The sequence below is a fragment of the Rhizorhabdus antheiae genome, from assembly GCF_049889055.1.
Classification (GTDB): domain Bacteria; phylum Pseudomonadota; class Alphaproteobacteria; order Sphingomonadales; family Sphingomonadaceae; genus Rhizorhabdus.
On record NZ_JBLTWO010000007.1, the window covers coordinates 41,279 to 58,349 of the forward strand.

Sequence of the window (17,071 nt, forward strand, 5' to 3'; positions counted from 1 at the left end):
GCGATGGGATCAACCCTTGGGATAGACCATCACGGGCTGCTTGCGGAACCGCTCGGGGAAGGCGATGCGCAGCGCCTCGACCTTCGGCAGGTCGTTATAGACGATATAGGGATAGTCGGGTTTCCGCAGGAGGAAGTCCTGATGATAGCGCTCGGCCGGATAGAAGGCCCGATAACGCTCGACCTTCGTCACGATCGGTGCCTTCCACAGCCGCGCGGCCGACAGCTGGGTGATATAGGCCTCTGCTGTCGTGCGCTGTGCCGGCGTCGTCGGGAAGATCGCGGTGCGATACTGGCTGCCGCGATCGGGGCCCTGCCGGTTGAGCGTGGTCGGGTCGGCGACCAGCGCGAAGAAGATGCGCAGCAACGTCCCGTAGCTGACCTTGGACGGATCATAGGTGATACGCACCGCTTCGGCATGGCCGGTGCTTCCCGATCCCACGGCCTCATAATTGGCGGTGTCGGCCGAGCCGCCCGAATAGCCCGATACGGCGGACTGGACGCCTTCGACATATTGGAACACGCCCTGCACGCCCCAGAAGCATCCGCCGGCAAAAATGGCGGTTGCGGTAGCGGCCCGATCCGCGGGGTCGACCGCAGGCGCTGGAACGCGAACGATGGGGCCGGGCGCAACCTTGGGGGCCGGGGCGATGGCCGGGCTGCGCGTGGCCATCGTTCCAGCTGCGGCCAGAAGCAGCACGCCAGCGCAAATGCCAGCGATCATCGGTCGGTTAGGACTGTCCGTCAAAAGGTCATCCTTTTTTTCGATCCTGTGACGTTTATGTCACACAGATAGCGAGCCGCCAACCGGATTCAAGCCGGGCGGTGTTTGCGATCGTGTCGGGATGAGGCGATACGACCGCGCCCTCCCCGATGCGGGGAGGGCGGGAAATCGTCAGGCGAGCGCCGCGCAGGCGGCCTGGATACGGGTGCAGGCTTCGGTCAGCACCGCTTCCGACGTGGCATAGCTGACGCGGAAGGCCGGCTCGAGACCGAAGGCCGCGCCATGGACGGCGGCGACGCGGTGATCGTCGAGGAAATAGTCGATCAGGTCGGCGTCGGTCGCGATAGTCTTGCCGGTCGGGGTCTTGAGGCCGATCAGGCCCGACACGTCGGGATAGACATAGAAGGCGCCTTCGGGGCGCGGGCAGTTGATGCCCTTGGCCTCGTTCAGCATCGCCACGACGAGGTCGCGGCGCTTCTGAAAGGCGATGGCGCGCTCGGCCAGGAAGGACTGGTCGCCGTTCAGCGCGGCGGTCGCCGCCGCCTGGGCGATCGAGCAGGGATTGGAGGTCGACTGCGACTGCAGCTTGGACATCGCCTTTATCAGCTGTGCGGGGCCGCCCGCGAAACCGATGCGCCAGCCGGTCATCGAATAGGCCTTGGAACAGCCATTCACCGTCAGCGTGCGCTCATAGAGGTCGGGCGCGACCTGCGCGATCGTCGCGAATTCGAAGCCGTCGTACAGGATGTGCTCGTACATGTCGTCGGACATGATCCAGACATGCGGATGGCGGCGCAGCACCTCGGCGATCGCCTTGAGCTCGTCGGCACTATAGGCGGCACCGCTCGGGTTCGACGGCGAGTTGAGCAGCAGCCACTTGGTCTTGGGGGTGATCGCCGCCTCGATCTGCTCGGGGGTGATCTTGTACAGCTGATCGGCGCCCGCGCGGATGAATACCGGCGTGCCGCCCGCGAACTGGACGATGTCCGGATAGCTGACCCAGTAAGGCGCCGGAATGATCACTTCGTCGCCCGCCGAGACGGTCGCGACGAGCGCGTTGAACAGCGTGTGCTTGCCGCCGACATTGACGCTGATCTGCGAGGCTTCGTAGGTCAGGCCGTTGTCGCGCTTGAACTTGGCCGCGATCGCAGCCTTGAGTTCGGCGGTGCCGTCGACATTCGTATATTTGGTCTGGCCCTTGCGGATCGCTTCGATCGCCGCCTCCTTGACGAAGTCGGGCGTGTCGAAGTCGGGCTCGCCTGCCGAAAGGCCGATCACGTCGATGCCCTTCGACTTCAGCTCGAGCACCCGGCTCGTCATGGCGAGCGTGGGCGAGGGCGAGATGCGGTTGAGGGCAGGTGCGATGAGGCTCATGGCGAGGCGCTTTCCTGTTGCTGCGCTGATGGAAACGGCCGCGCTATAGGGGAGAGGGGGCTCTGCCTCAACCTCCGTTGTGCGCCGCCGCAACAAGGCGTGCCGCGATGAGGCCGCGCAGCGAATTACCGATGAAGAAGCCGTCGGCGAGATCGGCTGCGGTCAGCCGCTCCTCATAAGCGCGCCCTTCGTCGATCAGACGCTCGCGGAGAATGCCGGGGAGCAGCCCGCGGCCGGGCGGGGTTGCCAGCCGATCGCCGCGCGGCACGAAGATGTTGGTGAAGCTGCCTTCCGTCAGGCCCCCGTCGGGCGTGCAGAACACGATCTCGAATGTGCCGGCTGCCCGACGCGGGGCATCGTAGAAGTCGCGGTCGGTGGTCTTGTGGACCAGCCTTATGTCGTCTGCGGGAACGGTCAGATCGACCAGTGCCACATCGACCGGTTCGGTCGGCTTGGGCGGCAGGCGCCGGACTTCGATGGCGATCGCGCCGCTGCGACCCAGCAGCAAGCGCACCCGCGCATCATGGGTCAGGCGAAAGGTCGCAGCCTGCAATTCGTTGCGGCAGTCATGCCGGTTGAACCGGAAGCCGAGATCGTCGGCGCTGCGGCGCATCCGCTCAAGATGGCGTTCGAGTTCGACGAATCCGTCAAGGGCTTCGAAACGCATCGTTTCGATGAGGTCGAACGCCGTCGACGTCATGGCTTTCCGCTGCTCCCTGTCGCCCCGTGGGCGGCGCTCATTGGCCCTGCCCTCCCTATGGTGCGAAACCGTGCCGAGCAAAAGGGCTTATCGCCGTTGGTCCCGTCCGTGGCTGTCGAGAAGCCTGGGCCACGCGGCATATTGCATCTGGTTCCTCGCGCCGCCATGTCCGCTAAATGACCAATCAAGCCACTCCGCCCCTAAAGGCCGCCATCGTGCCGGTCACGCCCTTGCAGCAGAACTGCACCCTGATCTGGTGCACCAAAACGATGAGGGGCGCGTTCGTCGACGCCGGGGGCGATCTCGAACGGCTGAAGGCTGCCGCCGCCCAGCATGGGGTAACGATCGAAAAGCTGCTCGTGACCCACGGCCATATCGACCATTGTGGCGGCACCGGCATTTTGGCGGAGCAGCTTGGCGTGCCGATCGAAGGACCGCACCCCGACGATCGCTTCTGGATTGCGCGGCTGGACGATGATGGCCGCAATTACGGCATCGAGGGGCGGGCGTTCGAGCCGGATCGCTGGCTCGACGACGGCGACAAGGTCACGGTCGGGGAGCTCGAGCTCGACGTGATCCACTGTCCGGGGCACACCCCGGGGCATGTCGTCTTCCACCATGCCCCATCGAAGCTGGCGCTGGTCGGAGACGTTCTGTTCCAGGGATCGATCGGCCGGACCGACTTTCCGAAGGGCAATCATGACGATCTGATCGCTTCGATCACCGGCAAGCTGTGGCCGCTGGGCGGCGCCACCGCCTTTGTGCCCGGTCATGGACCGATGTCGACCTTTGCCCATGAACGGATGAACAATCCGTTCGTGGCGGACCGGGTCGTCGGCGCCTGATGCGGGGAGCGGCATTGCTGCCGCCCCCGTCGCGGGTCAGCGGTCTGCCGTAAGGCCGTCGTTGGTGACGGTCGTGACCATGCCGTTCTTGGTCGTGTAAGGGATGGTCAGCGCATAGCCGGCCAGGCCCAGGGTGACGACGAAGCTGATGAGGACTCCGGCCGCGCGAAGGACGTTGGGCGTCTGCCGGTCCATGCCGAACGGGTGAAGCACGCGGCCGGCTATATATATAATGCCGGCACCCCACAGCCAGTTCTGCGTCCCCTGAGTGAATTCGATCAGCGCCATCAGGATCAGAATGATCGGCGTATATTCGATGAAATTGGCCTGGGCGCGCATCCGCGCCAGCAGCAGCGGCTTGCCGCCATCGCCGATCAGCACCTTGTCCTTGACGCGGATCGTCGCGATGCGGATGGCGAGCCATATGTTCAGTATGGCAGCGGCGCCGGCGATCGTCAGCGTGATGGGCAGGATCATATCCCCTCCTTGGTTGGAAGCGCGTTGATTGGCAGGTCGTACCGATACTTGCAACGCGGAGCGAAATCGCTATAGGTCGCGCGCTCGCGACGAGCCCGACCCCCCACAGGGTTACGGGCGTTCGTCGCTTTATTTGTTTAGCTAGGAACAGGTGCCGACATGGCCGTCCCCAAGAGAAAGACCTCGCCCTCCAAGCGCAACATGCGCCGCAGCCACCACGCGCTGACGGTGGAAGCGTTCCAGGAGTGCCCGAACTGTGGCGAGCTGAAGCGCCCGCACAATCTCTGCAACGCCTGCGGTCATTATAACGGCCGCGAGATCCTCTCGGTCGAGGCCTGACCAAGGCCTTATCCGGGGGATGACCGTGGACGAAGCACCGCGAATCGCCATTGACGCGATGGGCGGTGACGGTGGGCCGGCGACGATCGTTGCCGGCGTCGCCCTTGCTCGCCAGCGTGATCCATCATTGCGATTCACCCTGTTCGGCGATGACGCCGCGCTGCGCGCGGAGTTGCGTCGCCACTCGGGCATGGCCGATTCGGACGTCGTTCACTGCCCTGACGTGATCACCGGCGACGACAAGCCGAGCCAGGCGATTCGTCGGTCCAAGACCAGCTCGATGGGAGCCGCGATCCAGGCTGTGAAGGCCGGGGACGCGGCCGCTGCATTGTCGGCCGGCAACACCGGCGCTTTGATGGCGATCGCGAAGCTGTCGCTGCGGACGATGCATGGCATCGATCGGCCGGCGCTCGCCGCGCTGCTGCCGACGCTGGGTGAGCGCGATCTGGTCATGCTCGATCTGGGCGCCAACACCGATTGCGACGCGCGCAATCTCGTCGAGTTCGCCGTCATGGGGGCGGCCTATTCGCGTTTGGCGCTCGGCACCGAGCAGCCGCGCGTTCGGCTCCTCAACATCGGCACCGAGGAGCTCAAGGGCACCGGCGAACTCAAGGATGCGGCAGCCCAGCTGCGCCAGCAGACCGGCAGTGGATGGCGCTTCGACGGTTTCATCGAGGCCGATCGGCTTGGCCGGGGTGAGGCGGACGTCATCGTCAGCGACGGCTTCTCGGGCAATATCGCGCTCAAGTCGATCGAAGGTACGGCGCGCTTCATCACCGATCTGCTGCGCCGCGCCTTCTCCAGCTCGATCCGGTCCAAGGCGGGTTTCCTTCTGTCCAAGCCGGCGTTCCAGCTGCTGCGCCATCATCTCGACCCCAATAATCACAATGGTGCCGTCTTCCTCGGCCTGAATGGGCTTGTGGTGAAGAGTCATGGCGGCGCCGACGAGAAGGGAATCGCCAATGCGATCAGCCTTGCCGCCAAGATCGCTCGCGAGGACCTCACTCGCCGGATCATCGACGATCTGGAGGATTTCCGGGGCAGCGTCGTCCAGCCGGAAGATGTCGCATGAGCGCTGAGCGGGTGCGTCGCGCCGTTATCGCCGGCACCGGCTCGGCTCTGCCGCGCCGCCAGGTGACCAATGCGCAGCTCGCCGAGACCGTCGATACGTCCGACGAGTGGATCGTCGAGCGGACCGGCATCCGCATGCGCTATATCGCGGGGGCGGGGGAAACCACCTCCTCGCTGGCAACAGACGCCGCCCGGCGGGCGATCGAGAGCGCAGGGATCGCGCCGTCGGCGATCGACCTGATAATCCTGGCCACCGCCACGCCAGACCAGACCTTTCCCGCATCGGCCACGATCGTGCAGACCGCACTCGGCATCGACGATTGCGTGTCTTTCGACGTGCAGGCTGTGTGTTCGGGCTTCCTCTACGCGCTGTCGGTCGCCGACAGCATGATCAAGAGCGGCGCGGCCAACCATGCGCTGGTGATCGGCGCCGAGACGTTCAGCCGCATCCTCGACTGGGAGGACCGCACGACCTGCGTCCTGTTCGGTGACGGTGCGGGCGCGGTCGTTCTGCGCGGCGAGGACAGCGACTCCGGCGTGCTGGCGACCCGGCTCCATGCCGATGGCCGCCATAATCAGCTGCTCTATGTCGATGGTGGTCCGTCGACCACGCAAACCGTCGGCAAGCTCCGCATGAGGGGACAGGAGGTCTTCCGCCATGCGGTGACGAACCTCGCCGAGGTGCTGCGCGAGGTGCTGGCGGCGGCCGACCTGACCGTCGCCGATATCGACTGGGTCGTTCCGCACCAGGCCAATCGCCGCATTCTTGACGCTACGGCACGCAAGCTCGGTCTGCCGGCCGAGCGCGTCATCATCACCGTGGACCAGCATGCCAACACCTCGGCTGCCTCGGTTCCGCTCGCGCTCGATACGGCTGTCCGCGACGGTCGCATCAAGCGCGGCGACCTGCTGGTGCTGGAAGCCATGGGTGGCGGATTTACGTGGGGGGCCGCTGCGATACGCTATTGAAGCCCTTGGAATCGGCTTTGATTCGTGCGCTACTGTACGTAAGATAAGCGATACGTAACCGACCGGGGGGTTCTATGGCGTTGGATGGGGGCACTTTGACGCGGGCGGATCTGTCAGAGGAGGTCCATCGTGAGATCGGCCTCTCCCGCGCCGACTCGGCGGCGGTCGTCGAACAGATCCTCGAGCATATGAGCTCTGCCCTGGCGCGCGGCGAGAATGTGAAGATTTCCGGTTTCGGAAGCTTCATCCTCCGCCAGAAGGGAGAACGGATCGGCCGCAACCCCAAGACCGGGGTCGAGGTGCCGATCGCACCGCGGCGTGTTCTCACCTTCAGGGCCAGCCAGATGCTCCGCGATCGGATCGTTGCGGGGAATTAAGGCTTTTTCTTGAATGACTTCTGCTGGTGAAAAATCCGACGACGCCTTTCGGACCATTGGGGAGCTATCGGCGGAGCTTGGTATCCAGCAGCATATCCTCCGCTATTGGGAGACGCGTTTCCCGCAGCTGAGGCCGCTTCAGCGCGCGGGCAACCGGCGCTATTATCGACCTTCCGATGCCGCCCTCGTGCGTCGCATCCACAGCCTGCTTAACGAGCAGGGCTATACGATTCGCGGTGTGCAGAAATTGCTCTCGCAGAAGACCCCCGTCGACGATGCACCGCCTGAACCGGCGCCCGCTGCCATCCCGGCTCAGGCGATGGCGCTCCCCGAATCGGACATGGAAGCCGCTGCCGAACCGGCTCGGCCCTCTGCGCCGATCGCGCCGCAGCCGGTCCTCGTGGTCAATCAGACCTTGCCGGCGCCCGCACGGGCTGAGCTGCTCGCCATTCGTGAAGCTCTCGTCGAGGCGCTCGCCACCGATATGGACTGAGGCTCGCGGCTTCAGTTCTGATCCGGGCCGAGGCTGGGATCGAGATCGCGCGGGCGGATGAACAGCGACAAGGTGCCTCCATTGGCGCGCACGTCCTCCCAGCGCTCCACCGGAAAGCTGATCTCCGCGACGCTCGCGGTCGGGAATTTCTCCTCGACCTGGTCGCGCGCCTCATCGTCGATCCGGTCTGGGACAAGCATCAGGACGAGGTCCTCGAGCCCGGGATTGTGCCCGACCAGCAGAAGCGAATCATGGCGGTCGTCGGTTTCCTGTACGACATCGAGCAAGGACACGGCCGAGGCGAGATAGATTCGCTTGTCCCAGGCAGGGGCGATCGTCTCCCCGACGCCCTGCGCCAGCTCCTCGATCGTCTCGACGCAGCGTATCGCCGGCGAGGACAGGACATGGTCATAGTGCAGGCCGTTGTCGCGCAGATATTGCCCAATACGCAGCGCCGCCCGCTTGCCGCGCGCATTGAGGGGCCGGTCGAAATCGCGGGCGACGGGATCGTCCCACCCCGACTTGGCATGGCGCAAAAGCGTCAATTTCTTCACGGTGGCAGCACACTCCCTCGACCTTGGGCCGTGATGCCCGAAACAGGCGTCGGAAGAAAGTCCGCTTGCGGCAGCTATTCGCCTGCGGATCAGCGGTCGTCGCGACGGCCCTCATGCTTGTCATCGGCCAGCCTGGGCAGGAAATCGGGGCCCGTATGTTCGATACCGGCGGCCAGCGGCTTGTGGCGATCGGGTCGTTGCTGACCGGCGATTCGTCCGATCGCCTCGTCCAGCGTCACGCGCAGCACGGGCACACCGCCCGGAAAGGCGTCGAGCAGGCGCGATGGCGTGGCCGCGCCCAGCAGAACGAAATGGCCCCGGTCACCAGCGCTGCGGATCAGCCGGCCAAAGGCCTGGCGCAGGCGGGCGCGGACGATGCGGTCGTCATAGACGCTGCCGCCGCCGGCCGCCTTGCGTGCGGCGTGGAGGACGGTGGGGCGGGGCCAGGGGATACCTTCCATCACCACGAGCCGGAGCGATTCGCCCGGCACGTCGACCCCGTCGCGCAGTGCATCGGTGCCGAGCAGTGACGCGCGGGGATCGTCGCGAAAGATGTCGACCAGGGTGCCGGTGTCGATCGGATCGACATGCTGCGCGTAAAGCGGCAGCCCGTCCCGGGCGAGCCGGTCGGCGATGCGGGCGTGGACGGCGCGAAGGCGCGAGATGGCGGTGAACAGGCCGAGCGTGCCGCCGCCGGCCGCCGCGATCAGGCGGTGATAGGCCTGCCCCAGCTGTGCGACATCACCGCGCTTCAGGTCGGTGACGACCAGGACTTCGGCGCTGGTGGCATAATCGAACGGGCTCGGCACCGACACATGACGCGGGCTGTTGTCGAGATGGACGGTTCCCGCCCGCGCCTCGGCGCCGGCCCAATCCTCGCCGTCGCGCAGCGTCGCCGAGGTCACGAGCACGCCATGCGCGGCCTTCAGCACGGTCTCTGCCAGCGGTCGCGATGGATCGAGCCAGTGCCGGTGGAGGCCGATGTCGAGCTCGCGCCCCTCGACCCGGTCGACCGCCAGCCAGTCGACGAAGTCGGGATCGAGCGGCCCGCCCAGCCGCGCCAGCATCGCGATCCACGACGCGACCAGCTGTCCGCGCTGGGTGAGGCCGGCAATCGCCCCCTCGATCCGCGCGCGGGCCTGTCCGTCGAGCCAGTCGGGCCCGTCCTCCATCACCGCCGCCAGCCTCTGCCGCAGTTTCGCCATCGGCCGCATCAGCGCTTCCAGCGCTTCGATCGCGGGGCGGGCGGCGTCGATCAGTTCGGGTTCGGGCTGGCCGGCATCGGTTTCGAGGCCATAGCCCGCATCCTGCGCATCGGCGCGGGCGTAGACGGTGGCGCGCACCGCCGACAGCAGTCGCTCGATCGGGCCGAGCGGCAGGCTTTCGCCGAGCCGGCCGAGCCAGCCGTCGGCCGGCAGCAGGGTCGCAGCCGCAGCCGCTGCCTCGATCGCCAGACCACCTTCCTCGTCATAGCTGGCGACGTCGGACAGCCGGGCCGACAGGCCGCGCCGCCGCCCCCGCGCCTTGGCTTCGGGACCGATGATCCAGCGGCGGAGCTCGATCGTCTCCTGTCCGGTCAGCGCCGCGGCGAAGGTCGAATCGGCGGCGTCGAACAGGTGATGGCCTTCGTCGAACACCAGCCGCGCCAGAGGCTGCCCCTCGTCGGCGCGCCGCTGCGCCAGGATCATGACCAGCGCATGGTTGGCGATCACGATATCGGCATTTTCCGACGCGCGAGCCGCGCGCTCGATGAAGCATTTCCGATAATGCGGGCAGCCGGCATAGACGCACTCGCCGCGCCGGTCGGTCAGCGCGGTCGATCCCGCGCGGCGGAATAGCGTGGGGAGCCAGCCGGGCAGGTCGCCCCCGACCATGTCGCCGTCGCGCGTGTACATCCCCCAGCGCGCAACCAGTTGCGCCAGGATCGCGGCGCGATTCTGGAAGCCGCCCTGCAACGCATCCTCGAGGTTGAGCAGGCAGAGGTAATTTTCCCGCCCCTTGCGAACCACCACCCTGCGCGCGCGCTCGGCTGCATCGGGGAATATTCGCCGCGTCTCCTTGTCGAGCTGACGCTGCAGCGCCTTGGTGTAGGTCGACACCCACACCGCGCCATCGGCCTTCTCGGCCCAGAGCGAGGCCGGCGCCAGATAGCCGAGCGTCTTGCCGATCCCCGTTCCCGCCTCGGCGAGAACGACATTCGGTCTTCCTTCCCCGGCGCGGGGATCGAAGGCGCGGGCATTGGCGGTCGCATAGCTGCGCTGCCCCTCGCGGCTTTCGGCCTGCGGCCCGACGAGCGTGCCGAGGCGGTCGAGCACCTCCTGCTCGTCGAGGCGGACGTTGCGGGGCTGGGGACGGGCGTTCGCCTCGTCCCATTCGGGCAGGCGCGCGAACAGTCCGCGTTCGGATTGAGCCGGGGATTTGAGGATCTGCCCGATCGGCCCCGACCACGGCCAGCGCAGCCGGGCGAGCGACTGCGCGCTGTTATAGGCGCCGTAAGCCTCGGCCCAGTCTTCGGGTTGCGCCATGCGCGCAAGCAGCGCCCGGGCGGCTTCGATCAGAAATAGCGAGGCGCGCGCATCGTCGACCGGCGGCGTGAGGTCAAGCGCCCGGGCGAGGCCGGCGGGGGTCGGCACGGCGAAGCGCGCCGGATGGACGAAGGCGAAGAGTTCAAGCAGATCGAGACCCGAGAACTCCGCGATGCCGAGGCGGCTGGCGGTCACCGCAGCGTTCAGCACGATCATCGGGGTCTCGGCCGCACGTGCCGCAGCTTCCCCGCGCCCGATGCCCCGGACCTCGCCCTGCGGCGAGGCCAGCCAGATGCCGCCATGAGTGGCGTGCAGCGCCGGATAGGGGAGATCGGGGAGCATGGCTCCCATCTAGGGGCTAAGGAACGATTGGGGAACAGGCATCCGACAGGATTTGGCGGTGTCGCCGCCGATGTTGATTCGCGCCCCGCGCGCGCTACAGGACCGGATCATGACCGACAGCATCACCCCCGCCGCGCTGCGCGAAGCCGCGCTCGTCTCGAAGGCCTGGCCCTATGAGGAAGCTCGCAAGCTCCTCAAGCGCTACGAGAAGGGTGCGCCGCAGAAAGGCTATGTGCTGTTCGAGACCGGCTATGGCCCGTCGGGCCTGCCGCATATCGGCACCTTCAACGAGGTTCTGCGCACGACGATGGTGCGCCGCGCCTATGAGGAGATGTCGGACCTGCCGACGCGGCTGATCGCGTTCAGCGACGATATGGACGGCCTGCGCAAGGTGCCCGACAATGTCCCGAACCAGGAGATGCTGCGCGAGCATCTGGGCAAGCCGCTGACGCGCATTCCCGATCCGTTCGGCAAGTATGAAAGCTTCGCGCATCACAACAATGCGATGCTGCGGGAGTTTCTCGACCGCTTCGGCTTCGATTACGACTTTCGCTCGTCGACCGAAGCCTATGAGGGCGGCCAGTTCGACGAAGCGCTTAAGGACGTGCTGCGCCATTATGACGGGATCATGGCAATCATGCTCCCGACGCTGCGCAAGGAACGCCAGGCCACCTATTCGCCGGTCCTGCCGATCAGCCCGACCAGCGGCATCGTGCTGCAGGTCCCGGTCGAGGTGGTCGACGCAGACGCCGGGCTGATCCGCTTCGATGATGGGAGCGAGACGATCACCCAGTCGGTCCTGGGCGGCAAGGCCAAGCTCCAGTGGAAGGTCGACTGGGCGATGCGCTGGGTCGCACTCGGGGTCGACTATGAAATGTCGGGCAAGGATCTGATCGACTCGGTCGTCCAGTCGTCGAAGATCTGCCGCGAGCTCGGCGCCCGCCCGCCCGAAGGCTTCAACTATGAGATGTTCCTCGACGAGAAGGGCGAGAAAATCTCCAAGTCGAAGGGCAATGGCCTCAGCCTCGAACAATGGCTGACCTATGGCCCCGAGGAGAGCCTCGCTTTCTACGCCTATCGCGAGCCGAAAAAGGCCAAGCAGCTGCACATGGGCGTGATCCCGCGCGCGGTCGACGAATATTGGCAGTTCCGCGGCAATTATCCGGCTCAGCCGATCGAGCAGAAGCTCGGCAACCCGGTTCATCACATCCACCGCGCGACCAATGATCCGGTCCCGGAGAGCACGCTGCCGGTCACCTTCGGCCTGCTGCTGAACCTGGTGGGGGTGATGGGCGATGCGTCGCGCGAGCAGGTCTGGGGCTATCTCTCCAACTATGTGGAGAATGCCTCGGCGGAGAAATATCCCGAGCTTGATCGGCTCATCGGCCACGCGCTCGCCTATAACCGCGACTTCGTCGCACCGACGCTCAAGCGCCGCAAGCCCACCGAGAACGAGGCTGCGGCGCTGCGGGCGCTCGACGCCAAGCTTGCGGAAATGCCGGCCGGCACCGCCGCCGAGGATATTCAGAACGAAGTCTATGCGATCGGCAAGGACGAGGCTTATGGCTTTGCCTCGCTGCGCGACTGGTTCAAGGCTCTTTACGAGACGCTGCTGGGCGCCGAGCAGGGCCCGCGCATGGGCAGCTTCATCGCGCTTTACGGCATCGACAACAGCCGCCGCCTGATCGCCGAGGCGCTCGCCTGAGCGTAATTTTTTGAAAGCCAAGGGAAACCCTGGCTTTCTGCAGCGTTTCCGAGCCGGTCCAACCCCTTTCGGACTGGCATTGCGCGGCTCCGCGCATGTCGGCCGCGCCGTTGCGTATCACGCGGCGCGGCCACCCATGGTCAGCGCTGCGCGCGGGTCTGCTGGATCCAGTCGTCGATCTTGGCTTCGAGCACCGTCATCGGCAGCGCGCCGGTGTCGAGGACCTGGGCGTGGAAGGCGCGCGGGTCGAACCGTTCACCCAGTTCCTTGCGAGCCTTGTCCTTGAGCCGGAGGATGGTCAGCGCGCCGATCTTGTAGGCCAGCGCCTGGCCGGGCATGGCGATATAGCGCTCGACCTCGGCGGTGGCATCGGTGCGGCCGATGTTCGAATGCGACAGCATATATTCGATCGCCTGATCGCGGCTCCATCCCTTGGCATGGATGCCGGTATCGACGACCAGTCGCATGGCGCGCAGCATCTCGTCCGACAGCCCGCCGAAGCGCTGATAGGGATCGTTTTCCATGCCCAGATCCTTCCACAGCGTCTCGGCATAGAGCGCCCAGCCCTCGACGAAGGCGGTGTTGCCGCCGAACCGCATGAAGGCGGGGAGCGCATCATTCTCCTGCGCCAGGCTGATCTGGAAATGGTGCCCCGGCACGGCCTCGTGGAGATAGAGCGTCTCCATGCCGGGCGTCGTGCGCGACTTCAGGTCATAGGCGTTGAAGTAGAAGACGCCAGGCCGGCTGCCGTCGGGCGTCCCCGACTGGTAGCTGCCAGCAGCCTCGCTCTTCTCGCGATAGGGCTCGACCGCCTTGATCTCGAGCGGGCTCTTCGGGAGCAGTGAGAATTGCTCTGGGATGCGCTGGTCGACGCGCTTGCCGATGCGGAAATATTCGTCGCGCAGCCAGTCCGCGCTCTGCGGTTGGAACTTCGGATCCTCGCGCAGATAGACGAAAAATTCGGCTAGGCTGCCCTTAAAGCCCACCTGCGTCTTGATCTTCTCCATCTCGGCGGTGATCCGCGCCACTTCCTGCAGCCCCAACTTATGAACGTCCTCCGCCTTCAGCGGCAGGGTGGTGTGGACTTCGATCAGATGGGCGTAGAGCCGGTCGCCGCCCTTCAGCCCGACCAGCCCGACGCTGTCGCGCGCCACCGGCAGATAGTCGTTCTTCAGAAAATCTCGGAACCGCTTATAGGCGGGAAAGATGCCGTCGCGAATGATGGCGCTGGTCTCGGTGCGCAGCCGCTGCTGGTCGGCGGCCGGGATCTCGGCCGGGAAGCTCTTGACCGGGCCGTAGAAGACCGAGCCCTCGACGCCCTGCGCCATCTGCGTATCGATCTGCTCGATCATGTTGTTGACGATCAGCTTCGGCTCGACGACGCCGGAGGCCATGCCCTGGCGGAAGCGCTCGATCCAGCGATCGACCATCACCACATATTCGCGGTGCCGCTTCAGGTTGTTCTCATAATCGGCGACCGTCTTGAACGGCGCCGCGCCCTCGCCTGAGGCGAAGCCGGGATAGAAGGTGTGGAAACCCTGGAAATGGTCGACCGGCTGGACGACCGTTACTGCCATCAGGTCGGACGCAAATCCCTTGAGGTTGAGTTCGCTCTGCCATTTGAAGACGTCATAGGCGATCTGGTCGGTCGGGTTGAGTTTGGACCGGTCGATCTTCGCAAGCGCCGCGAGGTCGGCTTCGACCGCCGCCTTCTCGCCCGCCATATAGCCGTCGCTGACATAATCGCCGAGGCGATCGGCATAGCGCATGTCGCCACGGAACAGCGCGCTGAGCGGATTGCGGCGTAGCGAGGCTTCGTCGCTCTCGCGGAACAGATCGAGCAAGGCCTTGTCCTGCGCGGAAAGAGGGGAGGCGGGAGCGGTCGTCGCTGCAGGGGCGGCGTGGGCCGCGCCGGGGGCGATTATGAGAGCGGCCGAAAGGGCCGAGGCTGCGAGCAGCGCGGTACGGAGAATCATGGGAGCAGGCATCCTGTCTGTGATGCCCGTGCTATTTCACCCATAGAGTGTGGACGCAAGAAGCCCCGACATCGCGGGGATGCCGGGGCCTCCTGTGCTTCCGATGGCGTTACCAGAAGAAGCGGTTGTGGACTTCGACCACGCGACCGGTCCGCACGTTCACCAGGACCACGTCATTGCCGTAGCGCACCCAGCGATTATAGCCGGCCGGGCGCGGCAGGCGGTAGCGAACGGGATCGGCGATCACGTAGCGCGAGTGATAATAGGCCGGCGCGAAGCGGTAGCCGGGCGTGACCGGCCGATAGGCAAAGCCACGCGGGCCGACATAAGCGGGGCGGCGGAAGACGTCCCGATGCGACTGACGATAGTCGCGCCAGTCGCTGCGCGCTTCCTGACGTGCGTCGCGCAGCTCTTCGCGGGCCTCGCGCACGTCGCGGCGGTCGCCGTAACGCTGGGCTTCGCGCACATCGCGCTGCGCCTCACGAACGTCGCGCTGGCTTTCCCGCGCTTCGCGCAGCGACTGGGCCGACGCCATCGAAGGAATGGCCACGGCAGCGAGCAGGGCCAGGATGATCGGTTTACGCATGAGATATACTCCTCTCGAAATTCGCTTCGTCAAGACTCCGTGACGGGGGCCCTGTTCCTCCTCCGGCACTGGCATCTGATTCGCACAGGGGCGATGAACCGGGCGCGAACCCGATCGTCAGCGAAATGAAAGGTTGGGGTCGGCGACGGGACGCAACGAAAAGGGCCCGGCGGACGTGCCGCCGGGCCCCTCTCGGCCACTCTCTTGCCGGAGCCGTGATCAGAAGAAGACGTCGTAGATTATGTCGACGATCTCGCCCGACCGGAGGTCGACCAGAACCGCGTCGTCATAATAGCGCACCCAGCGATAGTCGCCGTAGGCCGGCGGCAGGCGATATTGCCACGGGTTGCCGATCCAGTAGCTCGACCCGTAGAACCAGGGATCGAAGCGATAGCCCGGGTACCAGCGTCGGTAACCGAAGCCGGCTCGAGGCGCGACATAGCGCGGCAGGCGATAGACGTTGCGATGGCTGTCCCGATAACCACGCCAGTCATAGCGGCGGTCGTCGCGCCAGGCGCGATCCCAGCGACGATCGTCGCGGCGTCCGTCATTCCTGTCCCACGAACGGCCATCGCGGTCGTGATCGGCATGGTCCCAGCCGCGGTCGTTCCGATCCCGCAATTCCCGGTCGCGGTCCCGGCGATCCTGTTCGAGGCGATCGGCGCCGCGGCCGTCCCAGCCTCGTCCTTCCCCGGCACGTCCGTCACGTCCGTCACGGTCGCGCCCATCCCAATTGCGCCCGTCGCGGTCGCGGCGGTCGCCGCCATTGTCCGGCGATCCGGGCGGAGGGGGCGTCGGGCGTCCGTCGCGCCGATCCTCACCGCCCCAGCGGCTACGATCGGTCGACCAGTTGCGGTCGCCGTCCCTGTCCCAGGTGCGGCGGTCCGAGGACCAGTTACGGTCGGGGGGCGTCGTGCCAGCTCCGGGGCGCGGGGTCGACGTCGCCTGCACAGGGGGTGCCGGGTGGCGGTCATCGCGGTTGCCTTCGCGATTCCAGTCGCGGGACGGGGCGGCCGGCGCAGGGGCCGGGCGGGGCTGCTCGGGCGCGCCCTGAGAGGCGCGATAGCGCTCCATTGCCTCGCGGCGGCTGTCGGCGTTCATCATCGCACCGCGCATGTCGCCCTGCCCGGCACGCGGACGGGGCGGCGGCGCATCCTGGGCGGCGGCCAAGGACGGAAGGACCAGGGCGGAACCTAGCAACAGGCCGGTCATCACCCGCGAAACGCTACGCATCGAAACATCTCCCGACGGCCGGCGCGATGCCTGCCTGATCTTCTTCTAACGGCGCGGGGCTTAGCGCCGGCTGAACCCGTGCGTCAGCCTGCCGAAAGAATCGGAGTCGGTTACGACCTCATTCGGTCGGCCTTGAATCGAGCGCCGGTACCGCCCGCGCGGCGTCGGCAGGGTCGATGCCGGGGGGCGGGGCGGCGGCGACCGTCTCTTCGCCTCTGCGAATCCGCGCGGCACGGCCGATCGCCCGACGGATGCGGGGATAGGTGCCGCAGCGGCAGATATTGGTGATCGCGGCATCGATCTCCGCATCGCTGGGCGAGGCGTTGCTTTCGAGCAGAGCCGCCGCCGCCATGATCATGCCCGGTTGGCAATAGCCGCACTGGGGCAGGTTTTCCGCGACCCAGGCCTGCTGCACCGGATGGCTGCGGTCGCGCGACAGTGCCTCGATGGTGGTCACGAAACTACCCTCGATCGAACCGATCGGCACGCTGCACGATCGCACCGCCTGGCCGTCGATATGGACCGTGCAGGCGCCGCACAGGCCTGCGCCGCAGCCATATTTGGTGCCGGTCATGTTGGAGGCATCGCGCAGCGCCCACAGTAGCGGGGTCGACGGATCCATCTTGTAATGGACGGGCTGGCCATTGACGGTGAACCTGGTCATGGCCCCTCATAACCCAGCGCCTGCGGGGACATAGCGAAAAAAGACATGCTTTCGCTTGAAGAATCACGGCTCCCTTGATAGGGGCCGCTCTTCACGGCGCGGAAAAAGCTTCCGCGAC

General features: G+C 66.1%; 16 protein-coding genes and 1 pseudogene. 7 read left to right on the forward strand and 10 right to left on the reverse strand.

The annotated features are described in order from the left end of the window. Positions 1 to 9 precede the first annotated feature (9 nt). The 3 genes from msrA to ACNI3R_RS13895 form a co-directional block, all read right to left on the reverse strand. The gene (gene msrA, locus ACNI3R_RS13885; RefSeq protein ID WP_426184297.1) at positions 10 to 747 is read right to left on the reverse strand and encodes a peptide-methionine (S)-S-oxide reductase MsrA; all 738 of its coding nucleotides are present in this window, start codon (positions 745 to 747) and stop codon (positions 10 to 12) included. Positions 748 to 894: 147 nt separating this feature from the next. Beyond that, positions 895 to 2,097, reverse strand: a complete 1,203-nt coding sequence (locus ACNI3R_RS13890; protein ID WP_426184299.1) for a pyridoxal phosphate-dependent aminotransferase — start codon at positions 2,095 to 2,097, stop codon at positions 895 to 897. A 67-nt stretch (positions 2,098 to 2,164) separates the two neighbouring features. Continuing rightward, complete coding sequence (locus ACNI3R_RS13895; RefSeq protein ID WP_426184301.1) at positions 2,165 to 2,797, reverse strand: aminotransferase class IV; 633 nt, start codon at positions 2,795 to 2,797, stop codon at positions 2,165 to 2,167. A 176-nt stretch (positions 2,798 to 2,973) separates the two neighbouring features. On the opposite strand from ACNI3R_RS13895, the gene ACNI3R_RS13900 reads away from it, so the two are divergent. Then, positions 2,974 to 3,642 (forward strand): MBL fold metallo-hydrolase, encoded by a 669-nt coding sequence (locus tag ACNI3R_RS13900; RefSeq protein ID WP_426184303.1) that lies wholly within the window; start codon positions 2,974 to 2,976, stop codon positions 3,640 to 3,642. Positions 3,643 to 3,678: 36 nt separating this feature from the next. Here ACNI3R_RS13900 and ACNI3R_RS13905 read toward each other — a convergent pair whose 3' ends face one another. Continuing rightward, complete coding sequence (locus ACNI3R_RS13905; protein ID WP_426184305.1) at positions 3,679 to 4,119, reverse strand: MAPEG family protein; 441 nt, start codon at positions 4,117 to 4,119, stop codon at positions 3,679 to 3,681. A gap of 159 nt (positions 4,120 to 4,278) precedes the next feature. On the opposite strand from ACNI3R_RS13905, the gene rpmF reads away from it, so the two are divergent. The 5 genes and pseudogenes from rpmF to ACNI3R_RS13930 form a co-directional block, all read left to right on the forward strand. Beyond that, on the forward strand, positions 4,279 to 4,458 hold the full coding sequence (rpmF, locus tag ACNI3R_RS13910) for a 50S ribosomal protein L32 (RefSeq protein ID WP_426184307.1): 180 nt from the start codon (positions 4,279 to 4,281) through the stop codon (positions 4,456 to 4,458). A 25-nt stretch (positions 4,459 to 4,483) separates the two neighbouring features. After that, a complete protein-coding gene (gene plsX / locus ACNI3R_RS13915; RefSeq protein WP_426184686.1) occupies positions 4,484 to 5,530 on the forward strand; it encodes a phosphate acyltransferase PlsX in 1,047 nt (348 codons plus the stop codon). Continuing rightward, positions 5,527 to 6,498, forward strand: a complete 972-nt coding sequence (locus ACNI3R_RS13920; RefSeq protein ID WP_426184310.1) for a beta-ketoacyl-ACP synthase III — start codon at positions 5,527 to 5,529, stop codon at positions 6,496 to 6,498. Before plsX ends, ACNI3R_RS13920 begins: the two co-directional genes overlap by 4 nt. 74 nt (positions 6,499 to 6,572) lie before the next feature. Next, complete coding sequence (locus ACNI3R_RS13925; protein ID WP_296619559.1) at positions 6,573 to 6,875, forward strand: integration host factor subunit alpha; 303 nt, start codon at positions 6,573 to 6,575, stop codon at positions 6,873 to 6,875. 13 nt (positions 6,876 to 6,888) lie between these two features. Further along, a pseudogene (locus ACNI3R_RS13930) lies at positions 6,889 to 7,239 on the forward strand (MerR family transcriptional regulator); the annotation flags it as partial. Between the two features lie 140 nt (positions 7,240 to 7,379). Here the strand turns inward: ACNI3R_RS13930 and ACNI3R_RS13935 are convergent. Continuing rightward, a complete protein-coding gene (locus ACNI3R_RS13935) occupies positions 7,380 to 7,922 on the reverse strand; it encodes a SixA phosphatase family protein (RefSeq protein WP_426184313.1) in 543 nt (180 codons plus the stop codon). Between the two features lie 89 nt (positions 7,923 to 8,011). Continuing rightward, a complete protein-coding gene (locus ACNI3R_RS13940; RefSeq protein ID WP_426184315.1) occupies positions 8,012 to 10,789 on the reverse strand; it encodes an ATP-dependent DNA helicase in 2,778 nt (925 codons plus the stop codon). Between the two features lie 109 nt (positions 10,790 to 10,898). Here ACNI3R_RS13940 and ACNI3R_RS13945 point away from each other — a divergent pair, with 109 nt between their 5' ends. Beyond that, the gene (locus ACNI3R_RS13945) at positions 10,899 to 12,494 is read left to right on the forward strand and encodes a lysine--tRNA ligase (protein ID WP_426184317.1); all 1,596 of its coding nucleotides are present in this window, start codon (positions 10,899 to 10,901) and stop codon (positions 12,492 to 12,494) included. 140 nt (positions 12,495 to 12,634) lie between these two features. Here ACNI3R_RS13945 and ACNI3R_RS13950 read toward each other — a convergent pair whose 3' ends face one another. The 4 genes from ACNI3R_RS13950 to ACNI3R_RS13965 form a co-directional block, all read right to left on the reverse strand. Further along, entirely contained in the window at positions 12,635 to 14,470 is a 1,836-nt protein-coding gene (locus ACNI3R_RS13950) for a DUF885 domain-containing protein (RefSeq protein ID WP_426184319.1), read from the reverse strand. 109 nt (positions 14,471 to 14,579) lie between these two features. Beyond that, complete coding sequence (locus ACNI3R_RS13955; protein WP_426184321.1) at positions 14,580 to 15,056, reverse strand: RcnB family protein; 477 nt, start codon at positions 15,054 to 15,056, stop codon at positions 14,580 to 14,582. A gap of 219 nt (positions 15,057 to 15,275) precedes the next feature. Continuing rightward, on the reverse strand, positions 15,276 to 16,289 hold the full coding sequence (locus tag ACNI3R_RS13960) for an RcnB family protein (protein WP_426184323.1): 1,014 nt from the start codon (positions 16,287 to 16,289) through the stop codon (positions 15,276 to 15,278). Between the two features lie 118 nt (positions 16,290 to 16,407). Further along, a complete protein-coding gene (locus ACNI3R_RS13965; RefSeq protein WP_426184325.1) occupies positions 16,408 to 16,953 on the reverse strand; it encodes a (2Fe-2S)-binding protein in 546 nt (181 codons plus the stop codon). Positions 16,954 to 17,071 lie beyond the last annotated feature (118 nt).